Annotated in this window: 11 protein-coding genes; 2 read left to right on the top strand and 9 right to left on the bottom strand. The window is 72.8% G+C overall.

All coding sequences use genetic code 11. The features are described 5' to 3' along the window. Positions 1–2: 2 nt before the first annotated feature. The gene (locus HNR19_RS10490) at positions 3–2966 is read right to left on the bottom strand and encodes a BTAD domain-containing putative transcriptional regulator (RefSeq protein ID WP_179667871.1); all 2964 of its coding nucleotides are present in this window, start codon (positions 2964–2966) and stop codon (positions 3–5) included. Between the two features lie 46 nt (positions 2967–3012). Next, positions 3013–3762: a PIG-L deacetylase family protein gene (locus tag HNR19_RS10485; RefSeq protein WP_179667870.1), complete on the bottom strand. Its 750-nt coding sequence runs from the start codon at positions 3760–3762 to the stop codon at positions 3013–3015. Between the two features lie 147 nt (positions 3763–3909). Here HNR19_RS10485 and HNR19_RS10480 point away from each other — a divergent pair, with 147 nt between their 5' ends. Next, on the top strand, positions 3910–4986 hold the full coding sequence (locus HNR19_RS10480) for a class I SAM-dependent methyltransferase (protein WP_179667869.1): 1077 nt from the start codon (positions 3910–3912) through the stop codon (positions 4984–4986). 47 nt (positions 4987–5033) lie between these two features. Here HNR19_RS10480 and arc read toward each other — a convergent pair whose 3' ends face one another. The 3 genes from arc to HNR19_RS10465 all read right to left on the bottom strand — a co-directional run bounded on the left by arc (position 5034) and on the right by HNR19_RS10465 (position 9028). After that, entirely contained in the window at positions 5034–6779 is a 1746-nt protein-coding gene (gene arc, locus HNR19_RS10475; RefSeq protein WP_425490730.1) for a proteasome ATPase, read from the bottom strand. An 89-nt stretch (positions 6780–6868) separates the two neighbouring features. Beyond that, the gene (locus HNR19_RS10470; RefSeq protein WP_179667867.1) at positions 6869–7840 is read right to left on the bottom strand and encodes a tRNA (adenine-N1)-methyltransferase; all 972 of its coding nucleotides are present in this window, start codon (positions 7838–7840) and stop codon (positions 6869–6871) included. A gap of 36 nt (positions 7841–7876) precedes the next feature. After that, a complete protein-coding gene (locus HNR19_RS10465) occupies positions 7877–9028 on the bottom strand; it encodes a site-2 protease family protein (protein WP_179667866.1) in 1152 nt (383 codons plus the stop codon). 50 nt (positions 9029–9078) lie between these two features. Between HNR19_RS10465 and HNR19_RS10460 the strand changes: the two genes are divergently transcribed. Next, a complete protein-coding gene (locus HNR19_RS10460; protein WP_179667865.1) occupies positions 9079–9990 on the top strand; it encodes a RecB family exonuclease in 912 nt (303 codons plus the stop codon). Here HNR19_RS10460 and HNR19_RS10455 read toward each other — a convergent pair. From HNR19_RS10455 to HNR19_RS10440, 4 genes are read right to left on the bottom strand one after another with little or no spacing between them, the layout of a single operon-like run. Beyond that, complete coding sequence (locus HNR19_RS10455) at positions 9963–11267, bottom strand: oligopeptide/dipeptide ABC transporter ATP-binding protein (RefSeq protein WP_179667864.1); 1305 nt, start codon at positions 11265–11267, stop codon at positions 9963–9965. The genes HNR19_RS10460 and HNR19_RS10455 overlap by 28 nt on opposite strands. Beyond that, positions 11251–12285, bottom strand: a complete 1035-nt coding sequence (locus HNR19_RS10450) for an ABC transporter ATP-binding protein (RefSeq protein ID WP_179667863.1) — start codon at positions 12283–12285, stop codon at positions 11251–11253. Before HNR19_RS10450 ends, HNR19_RS10455 begins: the two co-directional genes overlap by 17 nt. Continuing rightward, positions 12285–13214, bottom strand: coding sequence for an ABC transporter permease (locus HNR19_RS10445; RefSeq protein ID WP_179667862.1), 930 nt, complete (start codon positions 13212–13214; stop codon positions 12285–12287). Before HNR19_RS10445 ends, HNR19_RS10450 begins: the two co-directional genes overlap by 1 nt. Then, a complete protein-coding gene (locus HNR19_RS10440; RefSeq protein WP_179667861.1) occupies positions 13214–14242 on the bottom strand; it encodes an ABC transporter permease in 1029 nt (342 codons plus the stop codon). The genes HNR19_RS10445 and HNR19_RS10440 overlap by 1 nt, the downstream gene beginning before the upstream one ends. Between the last annotated feature and the right edge of the window lie 78 nt (positions 14243–14320).

Here is a 14320-nt window from a genome sequence, read left to right as displayed (position 1 = left end):
CGCTACGCGTCCGCTCCGGGCGCGGCCGCCAGGTCGGCGAGCTCGTGGCGGAGCAGGTCGATCACCCGTCCGGGGTCGGTCCGCGCGGCCTCCTCACGGACCAGGTCGAGCTCGCCGGGCGGCAGCACGTCCTCCACCGGCACGTAGACGCGGCCGCTGGTGCGGGCGATGGTGTCGTCGACCGCGGCGGCGCCCGGCTGTCGCCCGGCCACGACGAGGACCAGCGCCGCCGTGCGGTGCCGCCCGGCGTCCACGAGGAGTCCGGCCGCGTTGCGGGCGGTCGTCCACAGCTGCGTGGTGTGCCCGCTGCGCCGCCACGTGTCCAGCAGGTCGGCGAAGCCCGTCGCCGCGCGGCGCGTGTCGCCGAGCCGGGTGTGGGCCGAGGCCAGCGCGACGCCGGCGACCCCGGCCACGAACGCCGTGCCCGCCGACCTCGACGTCACGATCGCGTCCTCGTAGAACGACACCGCGGCGGCCGGGTCCGTCGCCGCTCTCAGCTCCCCCTCGACGTAGGCCGCGAAGGCGAGGTGGGAGCCGCAGCGGTTGCGAGCGATCAGCTCGTTGGCGCGGTCGAGCATCCGCCGCGCCTGCTCCGCGTGCCCGCCGTACGACGCCGCGAGTGCGGCCGACGCCAGCCACGCGCCCGACTCGACCTCGCGTCCCTGGCCCGAGCGCTCCCAGAGGTCCCGCGCGCGGTCGAAGTCGCCGCGGAAGTGCGCGACCGACCCGAGGGCGCGCAGCGCCCCGCTCACCCGTGCCGGCGCGGGGTCGGCGCCCGCCACCTCCATGGCGCGCTCCGCCAGCTCCTGCGCCAGGTCGAGCTCCCCGGTCAGCCGGGCCGCCTCGGCGGCCGCACCGAGCACCTGGGCCTGGTCCGGGTGCCCGTCGAGACCGGGATCCGCGGCCAGCTCCAACGCCCAGGTCCAGGGCTCCCGCAGGTCGCGCCAGATGCAGCCCTCGTCGAGCGCGAGGGTGAGGCCGATGCGGACGTCGTCACGCCCGTGGGCCCGCGCGAGGTCGCGGGCGGCCCGCAGGTTGTCGAGCTCGGTGCGCAGCCGCCGGTCCATGGCGGCTTCCTCCTGCCCGAGGATGCGCACCCCGACGTCACGCGCGATCGCGAGGCACCGGTCGAGGAACCTGGTCTCGGCCGTGGCTAGGTCGCCGCGCTCGCGCAGCTCGTCGTGCAGGAACGCGCGCACGGTGAACAGCAGCCGGAACCGCCCGCCTGCGGGGTCGGCGACAAGGAGCGACGCGTCGACGAGCCGGTGCACCGCGTCCACGGGGTCCCCCGGCACGCGCACGTCGGCCGCGACCGCCTCCAGGGTGTCGAGGTCGGCCCCGCCCGGGAACGGCGCCAGCGCCCGCAGGAGCGCACGGTCGCTCTCGGCCAGGAGGCGGTACGACGACGCGATGGTCGCCCGCAGCGTGCCCTGGCGCCCGTCTCCCGCCCGGGCCTCGCCGGTGGCGAGGTCGAGAGCGCGGTCGAGGCGGTCGCGCACGTCGCTCAACGGCATGACGGCGACCTGGCGGGCGGCGAGCTCGATCCCGAGCGGCAGCCCGTCGAGCCGGTGCAGCACCTCCACCAGGTGGTCGGCGTCGGCCGCGGTGACCTCGTAGCCGGGGGCGCGGCGGCGGGCGTGCTCGACGAACGCGCGCACACCCGGCTGCCGCCGGAAGGCGTCGAGGTCCCCGGCGTCCCGCGGGACGGGCAGCGGCTGGAGGCGGACGACGTACTCCCCCGGCGCGTGGAGGGGCGCCCGGGAGGTGGCGAGCACGCGGACCGCTGCAGTCGTGCGCGTGATCGCGTCCGCGAGGCTCCGGCAGGCCTCGGCGACGTGCTCGCAGTTGTCGAGAACGAGAAGCATCGGCCGGTCGCCGATCCCGCGGGCGACGTCCGCCGGCCCGATCTCGCCGTCGAGGCGCAGCCCGAGGGAGCTGGCGACCGCCTGGCACAGGCGCTCGGCGCGGTCGACCGCCGCTAGGTCCACGACCGCGACGTCCGCGTCGTCGCCCGGGCCAGCGGCGACGTCGAGGGCGAGCGAGGTCTTGCCGACCCCGCCCGGCCCGGCGATCGTGACCAGTCGGTGGCCCGCCAGCAGGCGGACCACCTCGGCCCGCTCGTGCTGCCGCCCGACGAGGGGGACGTCGGGGCTGGGCAGGGGGCGGCGGACGAGTGACGCGCCCACCTGTCCCGATCGGAGGGGTGCGCCGAGGGCGCCGGTGGCGACGGCCTGCTCGAGGTCGGCGAAGGCGGGGCCCGGGTCGAGCCCGGTCTCCTCCGCCAGCCTCCGCCGGAACGCCCGCGCCGCGGCCATGGCGTCCGAGGTCCGGCCGTCCGCGGCGAGGGAACGGACGTGGAGGACCGCGGTGGACTCGCGCAGCGGCTCTGCCGCGGCGGCACGCGCCGCATCCGCGACCACGTCGGGCTCGCCGGCCGCGAGGCGGGCCGCGATCAGGTCGTCGACAAGCCGGAGGCGGAGCTCGTCGAGCGCCACCGACTGCACCTCCAGGGCCGGGACGGCCCGGAACTCCTCGAGCGCGGGACCACGCCACAGTGCCAGGGCGCTCCGGGCGAGGGCGACCCTCTCCGCCGGCGTGCGGGCGGCGTTCCCGACCTCGGCGGCGAGACTGCGGGCCTCGTCGACGTCGAGCTCCTCCGGCTCGAGCCGGAGCGCGTAGCCCGAACCGCTCCGCTGGATCCGCCCGGCGAGCGGCCCGAGGTGACCACGCAGCCGGGAGACGTGGTTGTAGAGCGCCTGCACGGCGTTGTCGGGTGGATCCTCGGGCCACAGGGCGTCGATGAGCCTCTCGGCGCCGACCGCTCGGCCGGCGTCCAGGGCCAGCACCGCGAGCAGCGCCCGCCGCCGGCCGCCGGGCACGGCGACCGGAGCCGGTCCCACCCGGAGTGCCAGCGGGCCGAGCACGTCGACGCGCAGTGCGGGGAGAGACGGCTCGTGCTCGGACACACGGTCACGATGCCCGAGCCGGAGGGCGACCGACACCGGATTTCCACTACTCCAGGGGTACCGCGAGGGTCTCGAAGCGCACCCACTCGCGGAAGCGGTCCGGTCCGACCGCAGCCACCAGCCCGGCCGTCTGCGAGGCCTGCGCGGCCAGAGCCGCGACCTTGCGGTCGAGCAGCGGCCCGGCGAGGTCGAGGTGGACGGTCACCTCGGCCATCGAGCACACCCGCGGGCGCCCGAGCTCGTAGACCCCGAAGTCCTCGTCCAGCGCGCGGTCGCGCCCCACGTTCTCGGCCAGCACGACCGGGTGCAGGAGCGTGGGCCTGCCGGACCAGCCCGCCAGCGCGTCGACCACCCAGCCGGCGACGGCGCGGTGGTCGGGATGGCCGGTGACGCCGTCGGGGCCGAACGCCACGACCGTGTCCGGGCGCACCTCGTCGAGCACCGCGCGCAGGCAGGCGACCGGGACGGCCGGGTCGATCTCGGCGCACCGCCCGTCGGGGAGGTCGAGCCAGTGGTGCTCGGTGACGCCGAGGCCGGCGAGCGCGCGGTGCAGCTCCTCGGTCCGGGTCCGTCCCAGCGCGGCGCGCTCGCCGGGCGTCGCACCCGGGTCCGCCGCCTCTCCCCTGGTCGCGGTGACGCAGACGGCACGCTGTCCGGCGTCAGCGAGCGCCGCCAGCAGCCCGCCGGCGAGATAGGTCTCGTCGTCGGGGTGCGCCCACACGGTGAGCACGGTGCCGAGCAGCCCGACCTCGTCGGCGCCGATCGGGATCGTCGTGGGCAGTTCCTCGGTCCTCATGCACCCAGGCTCAGCGGATCCGCTGTCACGGCCCTGTCACGGCGCCGAGGTCGGCGGGGCGGCGATGACAGCGCGGTGCGAGGACCGGTCGCGACGGTGGTCCCACGACCGCACCCGCCGGGTGCGGCTGCACCGAAGGGAAGTCCCATGACCACCACCATCGACGCGACGGCGCCCGACCTCGAGGCGCTCGAGGCCTTCGCGACCAAGGTCGCGATCGACCGCGCGGCCGCCTACAACGGCGTGCTCGTCTACCTCGGCGACCGCCTCGGCATCTGGCGTGCGCTCGCCGCCGGCGCCCGGTTCACCTCCGCGGAGCTCGCCGAGCGGTGCGGCCTCTCCGAGCGCTACCTCCGCGAGTGGCTCTCGACCCAGGCCGCGATCGGCTACGTCGACTACGACGCCGCCAGCGGCTCCTTCGCCCTGCCGGTCGAGAAGGCGCTGGTCCTCGCCGACGAGGACACGCCCGCCTCCGGCATCGCCGGCTTCGAGGTGATCTCGGCCGTGTGGGCCGCTGCCGACCAGCTCGCCCACGCCTACGCGACCGGCGAGGGCGTCGGCTGGCACGAGCACGACGCCCGTCTCTACGCGGGCGTCGACCGGTTCTTCGGCACCCAGTACCGGAGCACCCTCGTCCAGGAGTGGATCCCGGCCGTCGAGGGGCTCGAGGAGTCGCTCGGGGCCGGCCTGCGCGTGCTCGACGTCGGGTGCGGCCTCGGGACGGCCGACATCGTGATGGCCGGGGCGTTCCCGCGGTCGACCTTCACCGGCGTGGACTACCACGACGAGTCCGTCCGGCGGGCCGTCGCTGCCGCCGCCGAGGCCGGCGTGGGCGACCGGGTCGGCTTCCGGGTCGCCGACGCGACGTCCTACGACGGGGAGTACGACCTGATCTGCTTCTTCGACTCCCTCCACGACCTCGGCGACCCGGTCGGTGCCCTCCAGCACGCCCGGCGTCACCTCGCCCCGGGAGGACGGATCTTCGCCGTCGAGCCCGCCGCCGCCGACACGCTGGAGGAGGCGGTCGGCAGCCCGGTCGCCCTCACCTACTTCGCGGCGAGCTCGTGCCTGTGCGTGCCCAACAGCATCGCGCAGGGTGGCGCGGCGCTCGGTGCGCAGGCGGGACCGGCGCGGCTGCTCGAGGTGTTCCGCGACGCGGGGTTCACCGACGCACGCGTCGCGGCGCGGGCGCCGTACAACCTGCTGATCGAGGCCACGGGCTGACCACGCTCCGGGGACCCGCCACGTGCGCGGGTCCCCGGACGCGCGGCCTACAGGTACTGCCCGGTGTTCGAGACGGTGTCGATCGAGCGGCCGGGCTCGGTGCCCTGCTTGCCGGTGATGAGCGTGCGGATGAACACGATCCGCTCGCCCTTCTTGCCCGAGATCCGCGCCCAGTCGTCGGGGTTGGTCGTGTTGGGCAGGTCCTCGTTCTCCTTGAACTCGTCGACGCAGGCCTGGAGCAGGTGCGAGACCCGCAGACCCTTCTGGTCGTGCTCGAGGAAGTCCTTGATGGCCATCTTCTTCGCGCGGTCGACGATGTTCTGGATCATCGCGCCGGAGTTGAAGTCCTTGAAGTAGAGGACCTCCTTGTCACCGTTGGCGTAGGTGACCTCCAGGAAGCGGTTCTCCTCGGTCTCGGTGTACATCCGCTCCACCGCGGCCCGGATCATGCCCGCGGCGCAGTCGGCACGGTCGCCGCCGAACTCGCGGAGGTCGTCGGCGTGCAGCGGCAGGTTGGGCGTGAGGTACTTGCTGAAGATGTCGCGCGCGGCCTCGGCGTCGGGACGCTCGATCTTGATCTTCACGTCGAGCCGGCCCGGGCGCAGGATCGCCGGGTCGATCATGTCCTCGCGGTTGGACGCGCCGATCACGAGCACGTTCTCGAGCAGCTCCACGCCGTCGATCTCGCTGAGCAGCTGCGGGACGATCGTGTTCTCGACGTCGGAGGAGACGCCGGAGCCGCGGGTCCTGAACAGCGAGTCCATCTCGTCGAAGAACACGATGACCGGCGTTCCGGTCGACGCCTTCTCGCGGGCGCGCTGGAAGACCAGGCGGATGTGGCGCTCGGTCTCGCCGACGTACTTGTTGAGCAGCTCGGGGCCCTTGATGTTGAGGAAGTAGGACTTGCCCTCGGAGCCCGTCTTCGCCGCGACCTTCTTGGCCAGCGAGTTGGCGACGGCCTTGGCGATCAGCGTCTTGCCGCAGCCCGGCGGGCCGTAGAGCAGGATGCCTTTCGGCGGCTTGAGCTCGTGCTCGGCGAACAGGTCGGGATAGAGGTAGGGCAGCTCGACGGCGTCCTGGATCATCTCGATCTGGTTGCCGAGGCCGCCGATCGTCTCGTAGGTGATGTCGGGGACCTCTTCGAGGACGAGCTCCTCGACCTCCGACTTCGGGACCCGCTCGTAGACGTAGCCGGCGCGCGCGTCGAGCAGGAGGGAGTCACCGGCACGCAGCGGCTGGCCGACCAGCGGCTCGGCGAGCCGAACGACGCGCTCCTCGTCGGCGTTGGCGATCACCAGGACCCGCTCGCCGTCGGCGAGCAGCTCCTTGAACATGACGACCTCGCCCACCGTCTCGTAGTCGAACGCCGCGACCACGTTGAGCGCCTCGTTGAGCATGACCTCCTGGCCGCGGCGCAGGGTGTCGAGGTCGACGTTGGGGCTGACGCTCACCCGCAGCTTGCGACCACCGGTGTGGATGTCGACCGTGTCGTCGTCGTTGCGCTGGAGGAACGTGCCGAAGCCGGCGGGCGGCTGGGCCAGCCGGTCGACCTCCTCCTTCAGCTTGAGGATCTGCTCGCGCGCCTCGCGGAGGGTGCTGGCGAGCCGCTCGTTCTGCGCGGTGACCGAGGCGAGGGAGCGCTGCGCGTCGGAGAGCCGGAGCTCGAGCGCGCGCGCCTGCCCGCCGGGCGCTTCGGCCAGCCGGAACCGGAGGTCGTGCACCTCCGACTCGAGGTAGTGGACTTGCTCCTGGAGCTCCTCGCGGCTCGGCGAACCCGAGGCACCGTCACCCATGCTCGACATCGGCACACACCTCCCTGCTCTGGGCTTCCGACATTACTCGGAAGCGTGTGAGGTGGGAGCGCAACGCCGAGGGGCGGCCATCACGTTTCTGTTGCTTCGGCTTCCTCGTCGACGGGAGGTACGCCGTTCGCGGGCCGCGGCCCGGAGTAGTCGCGTCCGTAGGCGCCGGGCGCCGGCCGCCGCTTCTTCAGCGGGGCGCGCTCCCCCGGTGCCATCCGGCGGGCGGTCACGAGGAACGCGGTGTGGCCCATCATCTTGTGGTCGGGACGCACGGCCAGGCCCTCGAGGTGCCAGTCGCGGACCAGCGACTCCCAGGCGTGCGGCTCGGTGAACCCGCCGTGGGCGCGGACGGTCTCGACGAAGCGCGACAGCTGGGTCGTGGTGGCGACGTACGCGCAGACGATGCCGCCGGGCAGCAGCGCGTCGGCCGCCGCGTCGAGGCAGTCCCACGGCGCGAGCATGTCGAGGATGATCCGGTCGCAGCGCTCCCCCGCCCGCGGCAGCTCCTCGGCGAGGTCGCCGACGGTGAGCCGCCACGCGGGATGGGTGCTCCCGCCCGCCGTACCGAAGAACTGCTCGACGTTGCGGCGCGCCACGTCGGCGAACTCCTCGCGCCGCTCGTAGGACGACACCCGGCCGTGGGGGCCGACGGCGCGCAGCAGCGAGCAGGTGAGCGCGCCGGAGCCGACGCCGGCCTCGACGACGTGCGCCCCGGGGAAGATGTCGGCCATCGCGACGATCTGAGCGGAGTCCTTGGGGTAGACGACGGCGGCGCCACGCGGCATCGAGACGACGAACTCCGACAGCAGCGGCCGGAACACGAGGTACTCGCCACCCGCCGAGGAGGTGACCGTGAAGCCCTCCTCGCGGCCGATCAGCTCGTCGTGGTCGAGGTGCCCCTTGTTGGAGAAGAAGCGCTTGCCGGCGACCAGCTCGAAGTTGTGCTTGCGGCCCTTGCCGTCGACCAACCGGACCCACTCGCCCTCGCGGAGCGGGCCGCGGTGGACGCCCGACCAGGCCTCCGGCGCGACGTCGTTCAACTGGTCATCCATCACCGAGGCACCCTATCGAGGGCACCGGGCAGGCCCTCACCTGGCGGCGCGGACCGCCTTCTCGACGTCGGACGTCGCGAGCACGCCGAACACGCCCCCGCTCTCGTCGAGCAGCAGGTACTCGCTGGCGGGCGTGGCGCGGATCGCGTCGACCAGCTCGGCGCCGGTGATCGACACCGGCAGCCGGAGCCCGGGGTCGAGCGTCCGGGCCACCGCCGAGACCGCGACCCACGGCTGCCGGTCGGCAGGCGTCGCCCGCACCGCCGCTTCGTTGACCACGCCGACGGGTCGGCCGTCGGAGGTGACGGTGACGATGCTCCCGGCCCCCGCCTCGTGCGCCCGGCGCACGGCCTCGGCCAGCGGCAGGTCGTCGGGTACGGCGAGGGTGCGGCGCGCGAGGTCGCGTGCGCGGACCTCCTCGAGCCGGCCCTGGATCCGGGCCGTGGCGATCGCGCTCGACGCACCGCCCCACAGGAACGCCGCGATCAGGGCGCAGAGCGCGACGTCGAGCAGGTTGGGCTCGGTGCCGAGCACGGCGGGCTGCACGAACGGGAACGCGACCACGCCCACCGCGGCGACCCGGCCGCCCCACCCGGCGGCGATGGTGCCGCTGGTGCTGCGACCGGTGATGCCCCAGACCGCGGCCTTCAGCACCCGGCCGCCGTCGAGCGGCAGGCCGGGCACCAGGTTGAGGACGCCGATCAGCAGGTTGGCGCCGGCCAGGCCCTCGACGGTCAGCGACAGCAGGCTGCGGTCGGGGATCACGAACAGGACCGCCACCGCCGCCGCGCCCACGCCGAGCGACGTGAGCGGCCCGACGACCGCGATCCAGAACTCCTGGCGCGGCGTGCGCGCCTCCCCGCGGATCGCGGTCACGCCGCCGAGGAAGTGCAGGGTGATGGACTGCACCTGGAACCCGTAGCGGCGCGCCACGAGCGCGTGGGAGGCCTCGTGCAGGAGCACGGCCAGGTAGAGCACCACCGCGAACAGCACGCCCACGACGTACTTCCAGCCGCCGAGGCCGGGCTGCCGCTCGTCGACGACGGGCGCCATCACGAACGCGATCAGCGCCGCGACGAGGAACCACGACGAGGAGACGAGCACGTCGCTGCCGGCGATGCTGCCGATCCGGAACGTGCCGGGCGGCACCGGGGTGCGGCGGCGAGGCGACGGGTCGGCTCCGGACATGCCACCGAGGCTATCCGGCGCTGTCGGCGGTCGGTCCTACAGTCACGTCCATGACGACGACACCTCCGACCGCGGTCACCCCGGTCGACCCCGCCGAGCGGGTCGGCACGGCGGTCGACGGCGTCGACGTGCTCGGTGCGCTGTCGCCGTCGCGGGTCGGCGACTTCCTGTCCTGCCCGCTGCTCTTCCGGTTCCGCACGATCGACCGGCTGCCCGAGCCGCCGTCGCCCGCCGCCGTCCGCGGCACCGTCGTGCACCGCGTCCTCGAGCAGCTCTTCGACCTCCCGGCAGCCGACCGCACCCCCGACCGGGCCGAGACGATGGTGGCGCCGGCGTGGAACGAGCTGCTCGACGCCGAGCCCGCGCTCGGCACGATGTTCGACGGCGACGGTGCCGACGTGGTGGCCTGGCTGTCGTCGTGCCGCGAGGTGCTCGCGCGCTACTTCGACCTCGAGGACCCGCGCCGCCTCGAGCCGGCCGACCGCGAGCTCTACGTCGAGACCCTCACCGACACCAAGCTGCTGCTCCGCGGCGTCGTCGACCGGGTCGACGTGGCGCCCGACGGGGCGATCCGGATCGTCGACTACAAGACGAGCTCGTCGAGCCCGCCGGAGTTCGAGGGCAAGGCGCTCTTCCAGCTCAAGTTCTACGGCCTGGTGATCTGGCGGATGCGCGGCGTCATCCCCAAGCGCCTCCAGTTGATCTACCTCGGCAACAGCGAGATCCTCAGCTACGAGCCCGACGAGCACGACCTGCTCGCCACCGAGCGCAAGGTGCAGGCGGTGTGGGACGCGGTGCGGCTCGCGCGCGAGACCGGCGACTGGCAGCCGCGCAAGGGCTACGGGTGCACGTGGTGCGCCCACCAGGCCATCTGCCCGGAGTACGGCGGCACGCCGCCGCCGCTGCCCGAGAGGTCGCCCGATGCCGCGGCCGCTCAGGCCCCGGACTCATCCTCCGGGTAGAGCACGCAGGCGACCTCCACCCCGCCGGCACGCCGCAGCACCGGGTCGACGCCCTCGTGGAAGTCGATCCGCACGCCCTTGCCGTGGTCGCTGATCGAGTCGACGCCCTCCCAGAGCGGCTCCGCGGGCGCCTCCTCGCGCATCCGGTCGAGCAGGGCGCGCACCTCGTCGGGGCTCGACGACCCGAGGGTGGCTGATTTGCTCGCGGTGTCGAGGTGGTCGAGGTCGCCGACGAGCCCCTTCTCGGCGTCGTACTCCTCCGGGGACCGGCGGGTCCAGTGCGCCTCGACGACCGTCCGCAGGTCGCGCGACTCCCAGCCGCAGATCGGCGTCGCCTGGGGGCAGCGCGGGTGGAACGAGCAGCCCAGCGGCGGGTCGGCCGCGTCGGGGATCTCACCCCGCGGCAGCTCGCGCTCGACCATCCGGCTCGGGTCCGGGTCGGGGATCGCGCTGAGCAGGGCCTGGGTGTAGGGGTGCCGCGGGTTGGCGAAGATCTCCTCGGTCGGACCGATCTCGACGATCCGGCCGAGGTACATGATCGCGATCCGGTCGCAGAAGAACTTGGCGCTCGCGAGGTCGTGGGTGATGTAGAGGTAGGTCAGCCCGAGGTCCTGCTTGAGGTCGAGCATCAGCTGCAGGATCTTGGCGCGCACCGACATGTCGAGCATCGAGATCGGCTCGTCGGCGACGAGCACGCTCGGACCCATGACGATCGCCCTCGCCATGACGACGCGCTGCTTCTGTCCACCGGAGAGGTCGCGCGGGTACTTCGAGAGGAACAGCTCCACCGGCGACAGCCCGACCCGCTCCAACGCGTCGATCACCCGGGCCCGCCGCTCGTCGGCGTCCTTCACGCCCTGCACGCGGAGCGCGTCGCCGACTGCCGTCTCGACCGTCATCGAGGGATTGAGCGCGGCGTTGGGGTCCTGGAAGACCATCTGGATGTGCCGGCGGATCTCGCGCAGGCGGCGCCGGCTCATCCCCGCGATGTCCTCGTCCTCGAACAGGATCGAGCCCTCGGTGGCGGGCGCCAGGCCGAGCAGCGCGCGGCCGAGCGTGGACTTGCCGCTGCCGCTCTCGCCGACGACGCCGACGACCTCGCCGCGGCCCAGCCGCAGGTTGACGCCGTCGACGGCCTTCACGGTGCCGGCGTCGCGGCCGAACAGGCGGGCGAGGTTGCCGCCGCGCAGGCCGAAGTGCACCGACAGGTCGCGCACGTCGACGACGGTCTCCCCCGGCGTCCGGGTCTCGGTGGGTGCCTCAGGCTTCGTCGGCAACGGCCAGCTCCTCCTGCTTCAGCTTCTCCGTGCCACCGGGCGGGATCAGCTCCTCGGGTCCGCGCAGCCAGCACTCGACCCGGCCGCCGCCGGGTCGCTCGATGTTGACGGGGTCCTTGGTGGCGCAGACGTTCATGGCGTCGGGGCACCGCGGGTGGAAGCGGCAGCCCTCGGGCGGGTCGACCAGGTCCGGTGGCGCGCCCGGGATGAAGTTGAGGCCGGTCGTGCTCAGCGAGATCGTCGAGCGCAGCAGCTCGCGGGTGTAGGGGTGCTGCGGGTTGGCGAACACGTCGGACACCCGCCCCTGCTCGACGATGCGGCCGGCGTACATGACCGCGACCCGGTCGCACGCCTCGGCGACGATGCCCACGTTGTGCGTGATCAGCAGCAGCGACGTGTTGAAGTTGCGCCGCAGGTCGTTGAGGATCTGCACGATCTGCGACTCGACGAGCACGTCGAGCGCCGTGGTGGGCTCGTCGGCCACGACGAACGCCGGCCGCAGCACGAGCGCGAGCGCGATCATCAGCCGCTGCCGCATGCCGCCGGAGAACTCGTGCGGGTAGGACTTGTAGCGGGTCGGCGGGATGCCCATCAGGCGCATCGTCTCCAGGGCCCGCTCGGTCACCTCGGCCTTCGGCAGCTTCGGCTCGTGCTGGCGGATCGCCTCCTCGAAGTGCTGGGAGATCCGCATCAGCGGGTTCAGCCGGGTGAGCGGCTCCTGGAAGATCATCCCCAGCTCGTGCCCGCGCAGCGCGTAGGCCGCCTTCGGGCTGAGCGAGAGGATGTCCTTGCCCTGGAACATCACCTCACCGTCGCGCTTGGCCCCCTTGGGCAGCAGGCCCATCAGCCCGCGTCCGAGCGTCGACTTCCCGCAGCCCGACTCGCCGACGAGGCCGAGGGTCTCCCCCGGCGCCAGGTCGAAGCTGACGCCGTCGACCGCCCGGATGGCGCCCCGGGTGGTGCCGTACCAGACCCGCACGTCGCGGGCCGAGATCACCGGCTCCTGTTGCGCGGACATCAGCGCTCCTTCCGGGGCGTCATGACGACCGGCAGCAGCCGCTGGCGCCGGAGCGTCGGGTTCAGGGTCTCGTTGAGGCCTTCGCCGACCAGGGTGAGGCCGGTGACGAGCAGCACGATCGCGAGCCCCGGGTAGAGGCCGGTCCACCAGATGCCGGCGCCGGCGTCGGCCAGCGCCCGGTTGAGGTCGTGGCCCCACTCCGCCGCGTCGGTGGACTGGATGCCGAGCCCCAGGAAGCCAAGGCCGGCCAGCGTCAGGATCGCGTCGGCGGCGTTGAGCGTGCCGAGCACCGGCACGCTCTGCACCACGTTGCCGAACAGGTAGCGGCGCATGATCACGCCGTCGGTCGCGCCGATGGCGCGCGCGGCTTCGACGTACGTCGCCTCCTTCGCGCTCACCGTGGTGTTGCGCACGACGCGGAAGTACTGCGGCACGTAGACCACCGACAGCGACAGCGCGACCGCGATGACGCTGCCGCCGATGATCCCGGTCAGCAGGAACGAGAACACGATCGCCAGCAGGAACGACGGGAACGCGAAGATCGCGTCCATGATGAGCATCAGGATCCGGTCGAGCCAGCCGCCGTAGTAGCCGGACACGAGCCCCAGCGGGACGCCGACCACGACGCAGAAGAGGATCGACAGGACGACGACCTCGATCGCCGTGCGCGCCCCCCAGATCGTGCGCGAGAGCACGTCGAAGAAGAGCCGGTCGGTGCCGAACCAGTGGTCGCCGCTGGGCGAAGCCGCCTTCGGGAAGTCCGCTCCGCCGGACGACGTCTGCGAGAAGCCGTAGGGCGCGATCCACGGCGCGAACAGCGCGAAGATCAGGAACACGGCAGTGATCACGAGACCGGCGACCAGCATCCAGCGGGCCAGGCCGACGGTCTCCCGGAAGGGCTTGGTCAGGCTGTGGAGGATCCTGCGCATCAGTACCTCACTCGGGGGTCGATGAGCGCGTTGACGATGTCGACGAGCAGGCTGATCAGCACCACCGCGATCGCGAAGATGGTGATGATGCCCTGCACCGCGCCGTAGTCGCGGTCGTTGATGTAGTCGACGAGCTTCTCGCCCAGGCCGGGCCAGTTGAACGTCGACTCGGTCAGCACTGCGCCGCCGAGCAGCAGCGCGAACTGGAGGCCGACGACGGTGATGACCGGCACCAGCGCGTTGCGGAACGCGTGGCGCCGGGTGACCTTTCCGCGGCTGATGCCACGGGCCTCGGCGGCCTCGACGTAGTCGGCGTGCATCGTCTGGAGGATGTTGACCCGCACCAGCCGGATGAAGACGCCGCAGATCAGCAGGCCGAGCGTGATCGACGGCAGGATCAGGTGCTTGAGGACGTCCTCGATCGCCGCGCCGTCACCGCTGAGGAACACGTCGATCAGCAGGATGTGCGTCTTCGGCTCCACGCTGAAGACGGTGATCGGGCTGGCCATGCCGGACGTCGGCAGGCCGAGCGGGCCGGCGACGTACGCCTGGAGCAGGAAGCCGACGAAGAAGATCGGCGCGGCGTAGGTGAGGATCCCGAACAGGCGGATGAACGCGTCGGGGACCGAGTCGCGGTAGCGGCCGGCGATCATCCCTAGCGGGATGCCGATGAGCAGCGCGATGAGGAACGACACGATCGTCAGGCTCAGCGTCGCGCCGCCGTTGTCGCGGACCACGTGCAGGACCTGCTGGTTGTCGCTGAACGTCGTGCCGAAGTCGAAGCGCGCGACCGAGGACAGGTAGTCCCAGTACTGCGCGAGCAGCGGCTCGTTGAAGCCGAGCGCCTCGCGTCGCTGGTCGAGCGCCTCGTCGTTGAGCTTGCCGCCCATGGCCGCCGAGACCGGGTCGCCCGGCGCGACCCGCAGCACGACGAAGACGAGGGTCAGGATCACCCAGATCATGGGGATCACCAGCAGCACCCGCTGGAGGATGTAGCGCGGGAGCGAGCCCGAGCCGGATCGAGTCATGTCAGATCATCTCCACACACGGGTCGTGGGGAGACCACCCCCGAGGGGCTGTCTCCCCACGACCTCGTGGGTTGTGTC

The sequence above is a fragment of the Nocardioides thalensis genome, assembly GCF_013410655.1.
GTDB lineage: Bacteria > Actinomycetota > Actinomycetes > Propionibacteriales > Nocardioidaceae > Nocardioides > Nocardioides thalensis.
This window is presented reverse-complemented; position numbering and strand designations above follow the sequence as displayed.

Coding starts and splice junctions, on each gene's coding strand:
- HNR19_RS10440 (WP_179667861.1), bottom strand. CDS start 14,242: ATGACTCGATCCGGCTCGGGCTCGCTCCCGCGCTACATCCTCCAGCGG.
- HNR19_RS10450 (WP_179667863.1), bottom strand. CDS start 12,285: ATGTCCGCGCAACAGGAGCCGGTGATCTCGGCCCGCGACGTGCGGGTC.
- HNR19_RS10470 (WP_179667867.1), bottom strand. CDS start 7,840: ATGGATGACCAGTTGAACGACGTCGCGCCGGAGGCCTGGTCGGGCGTC.
- HNR19_RS10460 (WP_179667865.1), top strand. CDS start 9,079: ATGACGACGACACCTCCGACCGCGGTCACCCCGGTCGACCCCGCCGAG.
- arc (WP_425490730.1), bottom strand. CDS start 6,779: ATGGGTGACGGTGCCTCGGGTTCGCCGAGCCGCGAGGAGCTCCAGGAG.
- HNR19_RS10465 (WP_179667866.1), bottom strand. CDS start 9,028: ATGTCCGGAGCCGACCCGTCGCCTCGCCGCCGCACCCCGGTGCCGCCC.
- HNR19_RS10445 (WP_179667862.1), bottom strand. CDS start 13,214: ATGCGCAGGATCCTCCACAGCCTGACCAAGCCCTTCCGGGAGACCGTC.
- HNR19_RS10480 (WP_179667869.1), top strand. CDS start 3,910: ATGACCACCACCATCGACGCGACGGCGCCCGACCTCGAGGCGCTCGAG.
- HNR19_RS10485 (WP_179667870.1), bottom strand. CDS start 3,762: ATGAGGACCGAGGAACTGCCCACGACGATCCCGATCGGCGCCGACGAG.